Below are 16,828 nucleotides of genomic sequence, written 5' to 3' on the forward strand. Positions count from 1 at the left end.
ACCCCCGCCCCGGCCCGGAGACCCCGTGAACATCCTGCTCTGCCCGCTCAGTGACGGCGGCTACCTCTACCCGGCGCTCGCCGCCGGGCGCGAGCTGCTGCGCCGCGGCCACCGGGTCTCCGTGCTCGGGCGCGCCGGCGCCGCGCCGTTCGCGGCCGAGGCCGGCCTGCCGTTCGCGGCGGCGGAGGAGTTCGGCGGGGAGCGGGCGTTCTCGGCGGCCCGCTGGGGCGTCACCGGCCTCGCGCAGTACCGGGCCACCGTGCGCGCCGCCCGGCAGGCCCGCGCCGACCTGCTGGTCACCTCGGTGCTGTGCAACGGCGCGCTGCTCGCCGCCGAGGTGCTGGACGTCCCGGTGGTGGTGCTCGGACTCTCGATCCACCTGTGGACCTACCGCTCCGGCGGCGCCGACGAGCCGCAGTACGGCCGCACCCGGGAGAACCGGACCCGCGAGACCCTGGCGCTCTACGCCGCCACCCGCGAGGAGGCCGGTCTCGCCGGGCGGCCGTCCCGCTGGCCGGCCGCCGGGGGGCGCGGGACGGCGCCGGACGACACCCCGCTGCTCGGCGACGCGCTGCTGCTCCGGGGTCTGCCCGAACTGGAGTACCCGGGCGCCGAGGTGCCGCCCCAGGTGCGGTACGTCGGTCCGCTCGCCTGGGAGCCCGCCGCCGACCCCGCCGAACTCGCCGCCGTGGACGCCGCGCTGGCCCGCACCGGCAAGCCGGTCGTCTACGTCCACCTCGGCCGCTTCTTCGGCGGCGGCACCCCGTGGCCCCGGCTGAACGCGACCTTCACCGGCGGCCGTTACCAGGCGGTGGTGGAACAGGGCCGCACCGGGGATCCGCGGCCCGACCCGGACGCCGACATCCTGCTCGTCCGCAAGCCCTGGCTGGGGCCGCTGGCCGAACGCGCCGGCCTGGTGCTGACCGCCGGCACCTCCGCCCCCGTCCTCGGCGCCCTGCTGCGCGGCCGCCCCCTCGGCGTGACGCCCAACGGCTCCGAGCAGCCGGTGCTCGGCGCCGCCCTGCTGCGCGCCGGCGCCGCCGTCCACCTCCCGCGCACGCCGCGACCGGACCCGGCCGGGCTGCTCGACGCGGCCTGGCGCGACGAGCGGCTGCGCGCCCGCGCCCGCGCTCTCGGCCACCGCCTCGCCGAGGCCGAGGCCGGCAGCGCCCGGCGCGCCGCCGACCTCGTCGAGCACGCCGCCCAGCAGCCCGCAACCTCAAGGGAGAACCATGGGTACTCGACCAGCCGGCCCGGACCTCGCGGCCGTCACGAGCCTCTCGGCGGGAGCGCGGCGGTGGATCGGACTGCACTGCGGCTATCTTGACGCTCCATCAGGTAGGGCCGAGCTGCCCGTGACCCCCCGGGTCAAGGCGCTGCTGCAACTCGCCCTGCTGCACCGGGCCTGGGCGAAGGCCGACCCGGCGGACCCGGACCTGGCCGGGGTCGCCGCGACCGTCGAGCAGGTCTGGCGCAGCCCCGACCACCCGCGCCTGCTCACCGCCGATCCGCGCTACGCCCGGCAGTTCCAGCTGATGTACGGGGCGCTCGCCCCCGTCGGCCTGCCCGCCGACGGCCCGCACCGGGCGGTCCTCGCCGAGGCGGTCGCGGACGACTTCCTGACCCCGCGCCGCAAGTCGCCCTTCCTACAGCTGGAGACCCGCTACTACGCCGAACTGGCCGGTGTGCCGCACCGCTTGGCCGACTACCCGGAGCTGTACCGGATCAGCCGGCTGGCCGCGCACGGCGACGACCGGCCGCTCGCCGACCTGGACGTGTGCAATGTGACCCACACCGTCTTCCACCTCGCCGACTTCGGCTTCCGCGACCCCGGCCTGGACGCCGCCGGCCTCGCGCACGCCCGCGACCGGGTCCAGCGCCTCACCGAGGAGAGCGTCCGCGGCGGTACGTGGGACCTCACCGGCAAGCTGCTGCTCGCCCAGCACTGCCTGGGCCTCGACCCGCTGGCCACCCCGTCCGGCGCGGCCGGCCTGCGGATGCTCGCCGAGGTCCAGTCGCCCGACGGCGCCGTCCCCGGCCGCTCCGCCGGCGACCGGGCGCCCGCCGGCGCGAACGCCGTCGAGTTCTTCCGGGTGTCCTACCAGTCCACCCTGGTGGCGGCGCTGGCGACGGTGGTCCTGCTGCACCGCCGGCCGGCGGTACTCGCGCTGGGAGGTGCCCGGTGAGCCCGCTGAGCCCGGTCAGCCCGGTCAGCCCGGCGCCGACCGCCGCCGGGAGCGGCGCCCGCCTGCTGCGCGGCGAGCGGAACTGGTGGTTCCTCGGCCCCGGCGGAGGCCTCGCCCGGCTGCGCCCCGGACAGTTGGCCGAGGACGGCACGCTGCGCCCCGGCACCGAGCAACGGCTGCGCGAGCAGGGCCTGCTGACCGCCCCGGCCCCGCACAGCTACGCGCTGACCGTCCTCACCAGCACCCACTGCAACCTCGGCTGCGGCTACTGCTTCCAGAACACCGGCCAGGACGGCGACGGCGGCAGCCGCCCGCCGCGGATCGCCCGCACCCGGCTGACCTCGCGGACCATCACCGACATCCTCGACTTCACGGACCGGCGGATGGCCGAGGCCGGTCTGGAGAAGCTGCGCATCCTGCTGTTCGGCGGCGAGCCCCTGCTCAACCCGCGCGGCTGCCTGGAACTCCTCGAACGGGCGGCCGACCACGGCCTCGCCTCCGCCTGGATGATCTCCAACGCCACGCTGCTCACCCCCGAGCTGGCCGGCCGCCTCGCCGAGCGCGGACTGCGCTCCGTCCAGGTCACCTTCGACGGGGACCGCCCCGACCACGACCGGATCCGGATCCGCCGCGCCGAGGGCGGCGGCACCTTCGACACCATCGTCGGCAACCTCGCCCTCGCCTCCGGGACCTCCCCGCTGCGCTGGCTGCTGCGGGTGAACGTCTCCCAGGAGACCTACCGGGGCGTGGACGCGCTGATCGACCGGCTCGCCGGCAGCCTCGACCCGGCCCGCTGCACCCTGTACGTCGCCCAGGTCGGCGACGTGGGCGTCGGCTACGGCAACGACCTGCGGCACACCCGCGAGCTGTCCGAGCGGTTCACCCGCTGGCAGCGGTGCGCGCTGGAGGCCGGCTTCACCGTCGCCCGCCCACAGGCCCACCGCCCGTGCGCCACCTGCGGCCACGGCGACGGCCGCTACGGCGCCGTGGTGAGCGCGGACGGCACGCTGGCCAGCTGCTGGGAGACGGCGGGCAAGCCGGACTGGGAGGTCGGCACCGTCACCGGCGGCTACCTGCCCGCCGCCCGCACCAAGGACCGCTGGGTCGGCTGCGAGGACCTCTACCGGCGCGAGGACGACCGGCGCACCCTCGCCGACTTCCGCGACACGGTGGACGCCGCGCTGCTCGACTACCTGGACGAGACGGGGCGCCTGTGACCACCGCACCCGGCCTCGGCATCGGCGGCGACCTGCGGCGGCTGTCCGACGGCACGCTCGGCTGGCTCGGCCGCCACCTCGACCACTTCGACCCCTTCGCACCGGGCCGCCCGGCGCCGGGCCCGGCCGAGCGCGAGCCCGGCGGCGCGCACCGCCCGGCCAAGGCCGCGCTGGAACTCGCCCTGCTCACCCACTGCTGGACCCGTCTCGACGACGCCGCCGACCCGCGCCGCGCCGAGGCGACCGCCCGGGTCCGGGCGATCTGGCGGCACCCCGGCTTCCCGCGCCTGCTCACCGCCGACCCACGCGCCGCCGTCCAGTACCGGCTCGTCTGCGCCGCCCTGGCGCCCACCGGGACGGACGACGCGCCCTTCCGGGCCGAACTCGCCCGGCTCACCCCGGCCGACCTCTCCCCGGCCGGGCGCTCGCCCTACCAGCGGTTGGAACTGCGGTACTACGCCGACAAGGCCGGGGTGGCGCACTCCGTCGAGCCCTACGCGGACCTCGCCGACCGCAACGTCCTGGTCGAACTCCCCGCCACCGTCCTCGCCCGCGCGGCGCGCCGCGACCGCCCCCGCGGGGCCGCCGACCGCCCCGACGAGCCGCCCGTCACCGTCCCCGAGGCGTACGCGCTCACCCACTCCAGCTTCTACCTCAGCGACTTCGCCCGCACCGGCCCCGGCCTGCCCGAGGACGCCGTGGCCGACGCGGCGGCCCTGGTCGCCCGGCTGCTCGACCACTGCGTGCGGCACGACTGGTGGGACCTCGCCGCCGAACTCGTGATGACCCAGGTCTGCCTCGGCCTGGACGGCCCGGGCACGCCCGAGGGCGCCGCCGCCGTCGACTGCCTGGCCCGCGCCCAGCGCCCCGACGGCTCCGTCCCCGGACGCTCCGCCGCCACCCGCGCGAGCGCCGCCGACCCGCCCGCCGGGTACTTCGCCAAGGCGTACCACACCACGCTGGTGACCGCCCTGATGACGCTGCTGCTCGGAGCGGCGGGTGCCGCATGAGCGCGCTCGGCAGGCTCCGGCCGACCCTCATCAGCCCCACCTACACCCGCCTCTGGTTCGGCCAGGCGGTCTCCTCGGTCGGTGACGCGGTGTTCAGCACCACGCTCGTCCTGTGGGTGGCCACCGTGCTGGCCGAGGGCAAGTCCTGGGGGCCGCAGGCGGTCAGCGGCGTCGTCCTCGCGACCAGCGTCGCGGTGATGGCCGTCGGCCCCCTCGCGGGCGTCTTCGTCGACCGCTGGGACAAGCGCGCCACCATGCTCGGCACCGAGGTGCTGCGCGGCGTCCTGGTGGCGGCGCTGACCGCCGTCGCCTTCGTCCCGGTGGAGGACCTGCCGGCGGGCGTCTGGCTCGGCCTCATCTACGCGACGGTGCTGGCGCTCAACGCGGCCAGCCAGTTCTTCACCCCGGCCCGGTTCGCGGTCATCGCGGACCTGGTCACCGACGAGGCCGACCGCGCCCGGGCGGCCGGCATCGCCCAGGCGACCGGCCAGACCGCCTGGATCATCGGACCGCCGCTCGCCGCGCCGCTGCTGTTCGCGGTCGGCCTGCAGTGGGCGCTGGCGTTCAACGCCCTCTCCTACCTGGTCTCCTACTTCGCCATCCGCACGGCGGACCTGACGCCCGTCGCCACGGCGAGTGCTCCGGGGACCGCCACCGACACCGCTCCGGGGACCGCCCCGGCCGCCGCCCCGGCCGCCGCCGCGAAGGCGCGCGGCAAGGCCGCTGCTGCCGCCGAACGGCCCGGCGTGTTCCGGGAGTTCACCGCCGGACTGCGCTTCTTCGGCCGCAACCGCTTCCTGGTCGCCCTGCTGCTGCTCACCGTGATCGGCCAGCTCGGCACGGGGGCGCTCAGCACCCTCAACATCTTCTTCGCCACCCGGAACCTGCACGCCTCCGCCGAGCTGTACGGCTACCTGGGCATGGCGATGGGCATCGGCGGGATCGCCGGCGCGCTCGCCGCCGGGCGGGTGGTGCAGTGGATCGGCGCCCGGCGGACCACCTGGATCGGGCTGATGGCGAGCGGCGCCCTGCTGGTGCTGTACTCGCGGCAGACCGGGTTCCCGGCGGCGGTGACCCTGCTGTTCGTCTTCATCGTGCCGATCACCATGCTGAACACCGCCATGGCGCCGCTGATGCTGGCCGCCACGCCGCAGGAGTTCCGGGGCCGGGTGGTCTCGGTGTTCTACCCGGTCACCCGGCTCGCGGCGATGCTGACGGCGGTGCTGTCCGGCTGGCTCGCGGGCAGCGGGCTGCAGGGCTTCTCGGGCTCGGTGGCCGGGCTGCGGTTCGGGCCGATCGACACCATCCTCGCGGTGTCCGGGCTCCTCGTCGTGCTCGCCGGCGTCTACGCCCGGCTCGCCCTGCCGGCCGTCGAGGCCGCCCCGGCGGCGAAGCCCGCCGAGCCCGCCGAGCCCGCCGCGGGGCCGCCCGCCGAGCCGTCCGGGTCCGCCGAGCCCGCCGAAACCACCCTGGAGGGCCGGCCGTGAGCTGCGCCGCGTGCGGCCGCCGCACCGCCGAGGCGGACCGGTTCTGCGCCGGCTGCGGCGCGCCGCTCGCGGGCGCCGCCGAGCCGCCCGAGCCGCGCGAGTCGCGCCGCAAGGTGTCCATGCTCTTCCTCGACATCGTCGGCTCGACCACCCTCGCCGAACGCCTCGACCCCGAACCGCTGCGCCGCGTCATGGACCGCTACTTCGCGAGCTGCGGTGCCTGCATCGCCGAACACGGCGGCGTGGTCGAGAAGTTCATCGGGGACGCGATCCTCGCCGCGTTCGGCGCCACCGTCGCGCACGAGGACGACGCGCTGCGCGCCGTCCGGGCCGCCACCGGCGCACTCGCCGCACTGGCCGGCCTCACCGCCGAACTCTCCGCCGAGTACCAGGTGCGGCTGGAGGCCCGGGCGGGCATCTGTACCGGCAACGTCGTGGTGATCACCCGGCCCGGCGACGACTTCCGGGTCGTCGGCGACTCCGTCAACACCGCCGCCCGGCTCCAGACGGCCGCCCGGCCGGGCGAGGTGCTGGTCTGCGCGGACACCGCCGCCATGGTGCGGGCGCGGGTCGGCATCGAAGCCGTCGAACCGCTGGAGCTCAGGGGCAAGTCCCGGCCCGTGCCAGCCTGGCGGATCACCGCCCCCGAGGCGGCGGCCGACCGGCCCGGCCCGCTCACCCCGTTCATCGGCCGCACCGAGGAGCTGGCGGAGCTCGCCCGCGGCTTCCGGCAGGCCCGCGAGCGGCGGCAGGTCTGCCTGGCCACCGTCGTCGGCGCGCCCGGCATCGGCAAGTCGCGGCTGGTCCGCGAGTTCCTCGCCGGACTCCCGGACGGGGACGGCGCGCCCCTGGTGCTGACCGGCCGCTGCTCCGCCTACGGCCGGGGCATCACCTACCGGCCGCTCGCCGAGATGCTCGACTCGCTGCCCGGCGGCCGGCCCGCCCTCGCCCGCCTGCTCACCGGCGACGGCGGACAAGCGGGCGACGGCGGACTCGGTGACGGCGGACAAGCGGGCGACGGCGAAGGCGCGGAGGCCGCCCGCACCCGGCACCTGGTCGCCCGCACCCTCGCCGCCGTCGCCGAGTCCGCCCCCGCCCCGGACGGTCCCGGCGACGGCCCCGCCCCGGAGCCGGTCGGCGTCGCGGACATCGCCTGGGCGGTGCGCCACCTCCTGGCCGTGCTCGGCCGCTCCCGTCCCGTGGTCCTGGTCTGGGAGGACCTGCACTGGGCCGAGTCGACGCTGCTCGGACTCGTCGAGGAGATCGCCGGCTGGCTGCGCGACGTCCCCGTCCTGCTGCTCTGCGTCGCCCGCCCCGAGCTGTTCGAGCTGCGCCCGGGCTGGGGCGCCGGCGCGCCCCGCGTCCTGAGCGTCGACCTCGGGCCGATGACCGAGGACCAGACCGCCGACCTGGTCGGCACCCTGGCCCTGCGCGGCGACGTCCACCCCCAGGACGACCGGGCCCACGACCACCGCGAGCTGACCGGCCGGGTCGTCGCCCTGTGCGACGGCAACCCGCTCTTCGCCGAGCAGCTGATGGACGTGTTCGCCGAGACCGCCCCCGGCACCCACGTGCCGCCCACCGTGCAGGCCCTGCTCGGCGCCCGCCTCGACCGGCTCCCCGCCACCGAACGCGGCCTGCTGGAACTCGCCGCCGTCGTCGGCCGCGAGTTCACCCGCGCCCAGCTGCGTGCGATGGCCGAGGCCGACGGCACCGCCCCGCCCGCCGCCGACGAGGCGACCGCCCTGCTCGCCCGCCGCCGGGTCTTCGAGCCCGGCCCGCCCGGCACCTACCGCTTCGCCCAGGCCCTGCTGCGCGACACCGCCTACGAGTTCACCCCGAAGACCCGCCGCGAGCGCTGGCACGACTTCCTCGCCGACCGGCTCTCCCGCGAGCGGCCTCCGGACCCGATGGCCGTCGCCTACCACGTCGAGGCCACCAGCCTGCTCCGCCGCCAACTGCGCCCCGGCGACCCCCGGTTGCCGGAGCTGGCCGGACCGGCGGCCGGCACCCTGATCGCCGAGGGCATGCGCGCACTGGCCCGCAAGGACCTCCCCGCGGCCGTCCAACTCCTCGAACGCGGCCGCGCGTTGCTGCCCGTCGGGGATCCCAGGCACACCGCCATCGCGCTGCACGTCTGCGACGCCGGGATCTGGCTGCAGGACGAGGCCCGCTGCCGGACCGCGCTCGCCGCCGCCGAGGCCGCGCTGCCCGGCGACCCCCGCGCCGCGGCCACCCGGGCGATCCAGCGCGGCATCGTCGCCCTGCGCCTCGGCCTCGCCGCACCCGTCGAGGTCGCCGCCGACGCCCGGCACCTCACCGAACGCCTGGAACGCGACCCGGACGACGACCTCAGCTGGTGCCGGCTGCACCAACTGCACGCCCACCTCGACCTCGCCGCCGAGCGCACCGCCTCCGCCGAGACGTCCTTCCGCCTCGCGCTGGCCCGCGCCCGGGCCCTGGCCGACGGTTACGAGGAGGACCGACTGCTCTGCGCGGTCTGCGAGTTGGCCCAGTGGACGCCCACCCCGGTGGCCGCCTCGCTGGAGCTGTGCGCCCTGCTCGGCCGGCGCTTCGCCGCCAACCGCTCGCTGCTGATCCCGGTGCTCGTCTCCCGCGCCCACCTGGAGGCGCTGGCCGGCGAGGTGCCCGCCGCCCGGCGCACCCTCGCCGAGGCGCTCACCTACGCGCACGACGTGCACGCCGACCTCGCGGACGCGGTGGTGCTGGACGCCGCGGGCTTCGTCGAATCGCTGGCCGGCGCCCACGACGTCGCCGAGGCCCGCTACCGGCAGAGCCTCGGCGTGCTGCGCGCCGCCGAGCACGCCCCGGACACCCGGACCACCGAGGTGGCGATCGCCCGCGAGCTGTTCGCCCAGGGCCGGACGGACGCCGCCGCCGCGGCGCTGGACCTGCTCGGCGGGGACTCGGGCGGCGACCCGGCCGGCGGCGCGGACGACTATCCGGCCGGCGGCGCGGACGGCGACGGCAATCCGCGCGCCCGACTGGGCGCGGCCGCCCTGCGCGGCCGGATCGCCTCCGTCCGCGGCCGCCACTCCGAGGCGCTGGCCGCGGCCGAGGCGGCCCGGGCGCTGAGCGCCGGCTCCGACGACCCCTGCCTGCTCGGGGAGACGCTCCTCGACCGGGCCATCGTGCTCCGGGCGGCCGGCCAGGCCGAGCGGGCGACGGCTGAAGGGACCGAGGCGTTGCGGATGTTCGAGGCCAAGGGCGCCACCCTGCCCGCCGGACGGGTCCGCGCCTGGCTCGCCGCCGGCCCACCGCGGGAGGCCGACGGGGGTGACGGCCGATGACCGGCCTCCACCTCCCGCCCTGGCGCCGCCCCGCGCGCGACCACTTCCCGGGCGTACCCGCCTGGAGCCTGCCGGTCTCGACCGTGCCGCAGGAGCCCTTCGACATCAGCCCGCTCGGCGGCCACCTCACCCAGGAGTGGGCCTGGGGCGGCGCGGACGGCTCCGGCGTGCGCGTCTGCGTCCTCGACAGCGGCGTCGACGCCGACCACCCGCTGGTCGGCGGCCTCGACCGGGCGATGGACGTGGTCCGGGCCGAGGACGGCACCCTCGCCGTCGTCCCCACCGAGCCCGGCGACACCGCCGGCCACGGCACCGCCTGCGCCAGCGTCATCCGCGCCATCGCCCCCGGCGCCCTGCTGACCTCGGTGCGCGTGCTGGGCGGCGGCCGGCACGGCAGCGGCGCCGCCCTGCTGGCCGGGCTCACCTGGGCGATCGAGGAGGGCTACGACGTCATCAACCTGAGCCTGTCCACCACCAAGACGGAGTTCTGCGACGCCCTGCGCGACCTCGCCGACTCCGCGTACTTCCGCCGCTGCGTCATCGTCGCCTCCGCGCACAACATGCCGGTGCGCAGCTACCCGTGGCCGTTCGCCTCGGTCATCTCGGTGGCCAGCCACGACAGCCCCAGCCCGATGACCTACTACTACAACCCGTCACCGCCGGTCGAGTTCTACGCCCGCGGCGTGCGGGTGCCGGTGGCCGGCCCGGGCGGCCGGCAGCTGCTCAGCACCGGGAACAGCTTCGCGACCCCGCACATCGCGGGCATCTGCGCGCTCATTCTCAGCAAGCACCGCTCGCTCACCCCCTTCCAGCTCAAGTCCGTCCTCTACCTGGCCGCCGAGAACGTAGCCGTACCCGATGGAGGTGCGCGTGTCGACTGACCCGTTGGAGAGTGCCGAGCTGCACCGGCGCAGACTGCTCCAGTCGATCGTGGAGGTCGCGCGCAGCGTGTTCGGCGCCGCCGCGGCCTCCGTGCTGCTGGTCGACGAGACCGACGGCGCCCTCGTGTTCGAGGCGGTCGCGGGGGAGGGCGAGCACCACCTGCTGGGCACCCGCTTCCCGGCCGGCACCGGCATCGCCGGCTGGGCGCTGCTGACGGGCCAGCCGGTGGTGGTGGACGACGTGGCGCAGAGCCCGCAGTTCGCCCGCTCGGCCGCCGAGTCCACCGGCTACGTGCCGCGCGGGATCATGGCCGCGCCGCTGATCTGCGACGGCGACTGCATCGGCGTGCTGTCGGTGCTGGACCGCGACAGCCGCCCGCGCTGCGATCTCGGCGACATGGCTTCGCTCGGGTTGCTGGCCACCGAGATGGCGACGGTGCTGGAGCTGCTCCTGGTGCTGCGGCCGGCCGCGCCGGAGCCGGTGCCCGCGAAGCCGGCGGCCTTCGACCTGGCGGTGCTGCAGCGCGTCAACGACCGCCTGCCGACCGCCCCCGAGCACGTGGCGGCCACCGTGACCAAGCTGCTGGCGATGGCCGACGACCTGCTCGCCACCGCCACCGCCACCGCCGCCGCCGCCGACGCCGACGCCGATGCCTGAGGTGTCGCCCTTCCTCGCCCAACTCGACGACCCGGCGCGAGTGTTCGATGTGCGACCGGAGCCGGAGCCGTGCGTCCTGCTGCTCAGCCGCGCCTGCGACACCGACCCGGACCCGGTGCTGCGCCTGCTCGCCGGCGCGGGTGTTCGGACCGCCCGCCTGAACGCCGAGGAACTCGCCACCACCTCCCTCACGATCGCCGCCGACGGTTGCTCGGTGGTCCTGAACGGGCGTCCGCTGGCGCCCACCGTCACCTGGATCCGCCACTTCGCGCTCGCCGCCGCCACCACCGGGTCTGCCACCACCGGGTCCGCCGGGACCGCCCGCAGCGCCTTCCTGCGCGACTCCTGGCAGGCGGCGGCCGGGCAGCTGGCGGCGCTCTCCGGTACGGCGATCCGCCCCGACCGCCCCGGTGTGCTCTCCCAGCTCCAGCTCGCCCGGCGGCACGGCGTCGCCGCCCCGCGCACCGTGCTGACCACCGACCCCCACCTGGTCCGCGACGCCTTCGACGGGCCCCGGGTGGTCGTCAAGGCGGCGCACCACCACTTCGTCGAGCCGGTGCCGGGCCGGCTGCACGGGATCTTCCCGACCGTCCTGGACCGCGCGGCCCTGACCGGGGCCCCGCGCCCCGGCCCGCCGGTGCTCGTCCAGGAGTACGTCGAGCACGAGGCCGAGCTGCGGGTGTACTTCGTCGCCGGGCGGCTGCACGCCTTCGAGGTCGGCAAGGCGGACCCCGCCGCCCCCTGGACCGCCCCCGATCGGATCGCCGTGCGCGCGCTGCCGTCGCCGCCGCCCGAGGTCGCCGCCGCGACCCGCACCCTGGCGGCGGCGCTGGACCTGCGCTACGGCGCGTTCGACTTCCTGCTCAGTGCCGGTACCCCGGTCTTCCTGGAGGTCAACCCGGACGGCGACTGGCGCTGGGCCGAGCGCCGCACCGGCGCCACCCCGGTCACGGCCGCCGTCGCCGCGATGCTCGCCACGCTCCACCGCGCGGCCGTCCGGGGAGGGGAGGGGAGGTGAGGGGAGCGACCGGCCGGGCGACCCCGTGCCGCCCGGGCCCGCCCCGGCCCCCGCCCCGGCCCCCGCACCGGTCACCGGGGCCGCGCGCGCTCAGTCCGTCGTCCCGCCCAGATAGCAGGACGGTCGTGCCCTGCCGTTGACCTCCCGGACGATGTCGAAGATCGGCGTGACGACCAGCGGAGCCAGGCCCGTCGACGGCCCGTCCAGCAGCAGCAGTCCGGGCCGCCCCATCAGCGCGCGTCCGATGGCGAGCATCTGCTGCTCGCCGCCGGGGGCGACCGGCCCCCGGCGCGGCGTTCGCGGCGCCGGCGGTCAGCCGTGCGGCAGGATGACCGCCCGGCCGTTGACCAGGCCCGCGTGCAGGCGCTCGTAGGCCAGCGGCGCGTCGTCGATGCCGTACGTCTCCACGTGCACGTCCAGGGCCCCGGCGCGGGCGAGGTCCAGCACCTCGATCAGCTCGTCCCGGGTGCCCCAGTAGGGCGAGGCCACCGAGACCTCGTACGGGAGGCTGCCGAAGCCGACGGGCAGGGTGCCGCCGCCGATGCCGACGATGGTCACGTCGCCCTCGACGGCCGCCATCGCACCGGCGGCGGCCGTGGTCGGCGGGGCGCCGACGAAGTCCAGCACCACCTGGGCGCCGACCCCGCCGGTGAGTTCGCGCACCGACGCGGCGGCCGCGGCGTCGGACAGCACGGTCTCGTGCGCGCCGACGGCGCGGGCCAGGGCGAGCTTCTCCTCGGTCACGTCCAGGGCGACCACCCGGGCGGCGGTCATCGCGCGCAGCAGCTGGATCGCGACGTGGCCCAGCCCGCCGGTGCCGATCACCACGGCGGTGCTGCCGGGCAGCAGCTTGCCCAGCGAGCGCTTGATCGCGTGGTAGGGCGTCAGCCCCGCGTCGGTCAGCGGCACGGCCCGCACCGGGTCGAGGCCGCCGAGCGGTACCAGGTGGCGCGGGTCGTCGACGAGCAGGTACTCGGCCATCGCGCCGGGAGCGCCCAGGCCGGGCGGGCGGATGCCGAGCTCGGCCGCGCGCAGGCAGTAGTTCTCCTTGCCCTGCGCGCAGGTGAGGCAGCGCCCGCAGCCCCAGGGCCCGTAGACGGCGACGGCCTCGCCCTCGTCCAGGCCGCTCACCCCGGCGCCGAGCGCGGCCACGGTGCCGACGCCCTCGTGGCCGAGGGTGAGCGGCAGCGGGAAGCCCAGCCGCTCGGCGGGCATGCTCATCACGGCGATGTCGGAGTGGCAGACCCCGGCGGCGGTGACCTTCAGCAGGACCTGCCCGGGGCCGGGCTCGGGGGTCGGGACGGTGACCACCTCGGGGGCGGCGCCGATCGTGCGGTACTGGACGGCCTTCATGCTGGTACTCCACTTCCCTGGTGCTCCGTGTGCGCACCTTCCGTGCGCGGGTGCCCCCCGTGTCGAGAACGCCGGCCGGGTCAGCGGGCCGCGTAGGCGCCGTCGACCAGGTGGTAGCTGCCGTGGACGAAGGAGGCCCGGTCGGACAGCAGGAAGGCGGTCAGCTCGGCGACCTCCTCGGCGCGGCCCAGCCGGCCCGCCGGGTGCAGCGCGACCAGCGCCTCGCGGGCGGCCTCGTCGGCGCCGTCCAGCAGCGGGGTGTCGATGAAGCCCGGGCCGACCGCGTTGATCCGCACGCCCTGCGCGGCGTACTCCAGCGCGGCGGTCTTGGTCAGGCCGACGACGCCGTGCTTCGCGGCGGCGTACGCGGGCGAGCCGGCGAAGCCGTTGGTGCCGAGGATGGACGCCATGTTGACCACCGCGCCGCCGCCGGCCGCCAGGATGGCCGGGATCTCGTGGCGCAGCGAGTAGAAGACGCCGTCCAGGTTGGTGGCCAGCACCCGGCGCCACTCCTGCGGGTCGTAGGCGCCGGTCGGCGCGGTCGCGCCCGCGACGCCGGCGTTGTTGACGGCCAGGTGCAGGGCGCCGAGGCCGGCCACGGTCGCCTCGACACCGGCGCGCACCGACTCCGGGTCGGTCACGTCCATCTCGACGGCCAGGGTCCGTGCCCCCTCGGCCTCCAGCGCGGCGGCGGCCCGGCGGGCGCCTTCGGCGTGGAAGTCCGCGACGGCGACGGCGGCGCCGCCGGCGGCCAGGCGCCGGGCGACGGCGAGGCCGATGCCGGAGGCGCCGCCGGTGACCAGCGCGACGCGTCCGGTGAACTCCTGCGGCTGGGCGGTGCCGGTGGTGTCGGGGGTGGCGGTCATGGTGGTGCTCCTTCGGTGCGGGTGCGGTGGTGCTCAGGTCGCCGGGACGTCCGGTGGCGGCTCGGCGGCGAGCGTCGCGAAGGCCTGTTCCAGCAGGGCGGGCAGTCCGGACGTCCCGTCCTCCGGCGCCGGGTGGCGGACCCAGGCGCGGGCGGCGGCCTGCAGGGCCGCGACCCCGAGCCCGATCGCCACCGTCGGGCGCAGGTCGCGCTCGGCGTCCAGGCCCAGCCGTTCGGCGGCGATCCGGATGGACGCCTCCTCGGCGTCGACGCAGATCCGCCGGTAGGCGGCGGTCAGCGTGGGCTCGCGGGCGATCAGCGCGAACAGCTCGCCCACGCCGGGGCGGCGGTGCCAGGCCGGCTCCTCCTCGTCCCGCAGCCAGACGCGCAGGGCCGCCCGGTAGGCGGTCAGCGGGGCCTCGTCCGCGGGGCGGGTGGCCAGCGCCGCGTTGATCCGGTCGAAGTCCGCCCGCAGGCAGTCCAGCACGGCGTCCTCCCGGGACGGGAAGTACCGGCTGAACGTGCGCCGGGAGACGTCGGCCAGCTCGGTGACGTCCTCCACCGCGACCGCTGCCAGGCCCCGGTCCAGAACCAGCCGCAGCGCGGCGCCCGCCAGCGACTCCCGGGTCCGCCGGGCCTTGCGCCCGCGCCGTCCCTCGGTGGCCGCCCCGTCCTTCTCGATGCTCACGCTCCCCACCGTACACCCGGAAAATGTCCCAACGGGACAGAAGTCCCATTGCGACATTCCCTGCGTCCCGCCGCCCCGCCGCCCCGGCGGCCATTCGGCGCAGCCCGCGGCCGCCGACCCGGCCCCGGTCCGGAGCCGCGCCTACCGTGGGCTGATGACCGATCGTCCGACCGGGCGGCCACCCGCCGCACGCCGCCCGGGCTACCTCGGGGCCGCCGCCGCCTTCGCCGTCTGCATGGCGGGCACCACCCTGCCCACCCCGCTCTACGGCCTGTACCAGGAGGAGATCGGCTTCTCCGAACTGATGGTCACGGTCGTGTTCGCGATCTACGCGTTCGGCGTCATCGGTGTCCTGCTGCTCGTCGGCAACGTCTCCGACTCCGTCGGGCGCCGCCCCGTACTGCTCTGCGGACTGGCCTTCGCGGCGGGCAGCGCCGTCGCCTTCCTCGCCGAGGGCGGCCTGCCGATGCTCTGTCTGGGCCGGCTGCTCTCCGGGTTCTCGGCCGGCCTGTTCACCGGCACCGCCACCGCCTACGTGCTGGAACTCGCCCCGCCCGGCCGCCGCGCCCGGGCCGCGTTCGCCGCGACCGCCGCCAACATGGGCGGCCTCGGCTGCGGACCCCTGCTGTCGGGCGTGCTCGCCGAGTACGCCCCGTACCCCCTGATCCTGCCGTTCGCCGTGCACCTGGTGCTGCTCGCGGCCTCGTTCGCCGTCCTCTGGCGCCTGCCGGAGACCGTCGCGGGCGCCCGCCCGCTGCGCACCGCCCGCCCGCGCCGGCCGTCGCTGCCGCCGGAGGTCCGCGGGGTCTTCGTCCCGGCGGGCCTCGCCGCCTTCGCCGGCTTCTCCCTGCTGGGCGTCTTCACCTCGGTCAGTCCCGCCTTCCTCGCCGAGGGCCTGGGCGTCCACAACCGCGCGGTCACCGGCCTCGTCGTCTTCACGGCCTTCCTCGGCTCGACCCTCGGCCAGCTCCTGGTGCCCCGGCTGGGCACCGCGCGGGCCATTCCCCTGGGCTGCCTGGTGCTCATCGCGGGGCTCGCCCTGCTGGCCTCCTCGCTCGCCTGGACCGTCCTGGCGCCCCTGGTCCTCGCCGCCCTGGTGGGCGGCGCCGGCCAGGGCATGGGCCTGCGCGGCGCGGTCGGCGAGATCGCCGCCGCCGCTCCCGCCGAACACCGCGGCGGCGCGCTCTCCGCGCTCTTCGTCGTCGCCTACTTCGGCATCTCGATCCCCGTCATCGGCGTCGGCGTGCTCGCCGAGCCCCTCGGCCTGCCCGAGGCGGGCCTGGTCTTCGCCGGCTGCATGGCCGCGCTCGCCGCCGCCTCGGGCGTCTACCTGCTGCGCCGGGCCAGGCTCTCGGCCGCCTGAGCGGGCGGCGGGGGAGCGGGGGCGGGTGGTGCGGCGCCCGGATTCGGGATGGGTCGAAGGGCTTTGCCCGGACGGTTCGCGCGCCGCGAGACTCGTCGAGGCAACAGGCCACCTGGAGAAGTGACTTGAGGAGAGTGTCCGTCATGAGGCTCGCACGTTCCCTCGTTCCCCGCACCGGCGTCGCGCTGGGCGCCGTCCTGATGGCGGCCGGGCTGCTGGGCGGTCCCGCCTTCGCCGCCGACGGCGCCCCGGCTCCCGCGGCGGCCGCGGCCGCGGCCGTGAGCGCGCCGGCCTCGGACGCCAACCAGACGGTGATCCGGGCCACCGCCGGCCTGAGCCGCGGCCAGAGCTGGTCCTCGCCCGACGGCAGCACGGTCCTGTACCAGCAGTACGACGGGCACGTCGTCCTCTACAAGAACAACGTCGCGATCTGGACCGCCGTGGGCACCTACGGGGTCGGCACCTACTTCTACGTCCAGGACGACGGCAACCTCACCGCCTACGACGCCGCCTGGCGCCCCCTGTGGGAGAGCCGCACCGGCCGCCACCCCGGCGCCTACCTCGCCATCCAGAACGGCGGCAACCTGGTCGTCTACTATGGCAACACCCCCCTCTGGTGGTCCAACTACCACCCCGGCGGCACCGGACCGATCGACCCCGACCCCGAGTGCACCCCCACGACCCACCAGCTCTGCCCCTGACCTCCCGCGCGGGGCGGGGGCGGGCCCCCCGGGGCGCGCCCCGCCCCCCCCCCGCCCCCCCCCCCCGCGGGCCCGGGGGGCCCCCGCCGC

General features: G+C 76.8%; 14 protein-coding genes and 1 pseudogene. 11 read left to right on the forward strand and 4 right to left on the reverse strand.

Going from position 1 to position 16,828, the window contains the following annotated elements:
• Positions 1 to 25: 25 nt before the first annotated feature.
• Genes ACFC0B_RS01235 through ACFC0B_RS01275 form a run of 9 tightly spaced genes read left to right on the forward strand, consistent with a single transcriptional unit; the run spans position 26 to position 11,768 of the window.
• A complete protein-coding gene (locus ACFC0B_RS01235; RefSeq protein WP_376080426.1) occupies positions 26 to 1,327 on the forward strand; it encodes a glycosyltransferase in 1,302 nt (433 codons plus the stop codon).
• The gene (locus tag ACFC0B_RS01240) at positions 1,233 to 2,186 is read left to right on the forward strand and encodes a DUF6895 family protein (RefSeq protein ID WP_376080429.1); all 954 of its coding nucleotides are present in this window, start codon (positions 1,233 to 1,235) and stop codon (positions 2,184 to 2,186) included. The genes ACFC0B_RS01235 and ACFC0B_RS01240 overlap by 95 nt, the downstream gene beginning before the upstream one ends.
• A complete protein-coding gene (locus tag ACFC0B_RS01245) occupies positions 2,183 to 3,403 on the forward strand; it encodes a radical SAM protein (RefSeq protein ID WP_376080432.1) in 1,221 nt (406 codons plus the stop codon). Before ACFC0B_RS01240 ends, ACFC0B_RS01245 begins: the two co-directional genes overlap by 4 nt.
• On the forward strand, positions 3,400 to 4,413 hold the full coding sequence (locus ACFC0B_RS01250) for a DUF6895 family protein (RefSeq protein ID WP_376080435.1): 1,014 nt from the start codon (positions 3,400 to 3,402) through the stop codon (positions 4,411 to 4,413). The genes ACFC0B_RS01245 and ACFC0B_RS01250 overlap by 4 nt, the downstream gene beginning before the upstream one ends.
• Positions 4,410 to 5,900 carry an MFS transporter gene (locus ACFC0B_RS01255; protein ID WP_376080438.1) on the forward strand — a complete coding sequence of 497 codons (1,491 nt, stop codon included), beginning with the start codon at positions 4,410 to 4,412 and terminating at the stop codon, positions 5,898 to 5,900. Before ACFC0B_RS01250 ends, ACFC0B_RS01255 begins: the two co-directional genes overlap by 4 nt.
• Entirely contained in the window at positions 5,897 to 9,211 is a 3,315-nt protein-coding gene (locus tag ACFC0B_RS01260) for an AAA family ATPase (RefSeq protein WP_376080440.1), read from the forward strand. Before ACFC0B_RS01255 ends, ACFC0B_RS01260 begins: the two co-directional genes overlap by 4 nt.
• A complete protein-coding gene (locus tag ACFC0B_RS01265; protein ID WP_376080443.1) occupies positions 9,208 to 10,092 on the forward strand; it encodes a S8 family serine peptidase in 885 nt (294 codons plus the stop codon). Before ACFC0B_RS01260 ends, ACFC0B_RS01265 begins: the two co-directional genes overlap by 4 nt.
• Entirely contained in the window at positions 10,082 to 10,750 is a 669-nt protein-coding gene (locus ACFC0B_RS01270; protein WP_376080446.1) for a GAF domain-containing protein, read from the forward strand. The genes ACFC0B_RS01265 and ACFC0B_RS01270 overlap by 11 nt, the downstream gene beginning before the upstream one ends.
• A complete protein-coding gene (locus ACFC0B_RS01275) occupies positions 10,743 to 11,768 on the forward strand; it encodes a RimK family alpha-L-glutamate ligase (protein ID WP_376080448.1) in 1,026 nt (341 codons plus the stop codon). Before ACFC0B_RS01270 ends, ACFC0B_RS01275 begins: the two co-directional genes overlap by 8 nt.
• A 138-nt stretch (positions 11,769 to 11,906) precedes the next feature.
• Here the strand turns inward: ACFC0B_RS01275 and ACFC0B_RS01280 are convergent.
• The 4 genes and pseudogenes from ACFC0B_RS01280 to ACFC0B_RS01295 all read right to left on the reverse strand — a co-directional run.
• Positions 11,907 to 12,068: pseudogene (locus tag ACFC0B_RS01280) on the reverse strand (ABC transporter ATP-binding protein); the annotation flags it as partial.
• Between the two features lie 12 nt (positions 12,069 to 12,080).
• On the reverse strand, positions 12,081 to 13,121 hold the full coding sequence (locus ACFC0B_RS01285; protein ID WP_376080450.1) for an NAD(P)-dependent alcohol dehydrogenase: 1,041 nt from the start codon (positions 13,119 to 13,121) through the stop codon (positions 12,081 to 12,083).
• Positions 13,122 to 13,201: 80 nt separating this feature from the next.
• Entirely contained in the window at positions 13,202 to 13,987 is a 786-nt protein-coding gene (locus tag ACFC0B_RS01290; RefSeq protein ID WP_376080453.1) for an SDR family NAD(P)-dependent oxidoreductase, read from the reverse strand.
• Positions 13,988 to 14,020: 33 nt separating this feature from the next.
• Positions 14,021 to 14,674, reverse strand: a complete 654-nt coding sequence (locus ACFC0B_RS01295) for a TetR family transcriptional regulator (protein WP_376080456.1) — start codon at positions 14,672 to 14,674, stop codon at positions 14,021 to 14,023.
• A 154-nt stretch (positions 14,675 to 14,828) separates the two neighbouring features.
• Here ACFC0B_RS01295 and ACFC0B_RS01300 point away from each other — a divergent pair, with 154 nt between their 5' ends.
• Entirely contained in the window at positions 14,829 to 16,037 is a 1,209-nt protein-coding gene (locus ACFC0B_RS01300) for an MFS transporter (protein ID WP_376080459.1), read from the forward strand.
• A 143-nt stretch (positions 16,038 to 16,180) separates the two neighbouring features.
• Positions 16,181 to 16,738 (forward strand): hypothetical protein, encoded by a 558-nt coding sequence (locus ACFC0B_RS01305; RefSeq protein WP_376080462.1) that lies wholly within the window; start codon positions 16,181 to 16,183, stop codon positions 16,736 to 16,738.
• The last annotated feature ends 90 nt before the right edge of the window (positions 16,739 to 16,828 follow it).

It is taken from the genome of Kitasatospora sp. NPDC056184 (genome assembly GCF_042268405.1).
In the GTDB taxonomy this organism is placed as follows: domain Bacteria; phylum Actinomycetota; class Actinomycetes; order Streptomycetales; family Streptomycetaceae; genus Kitasatospora.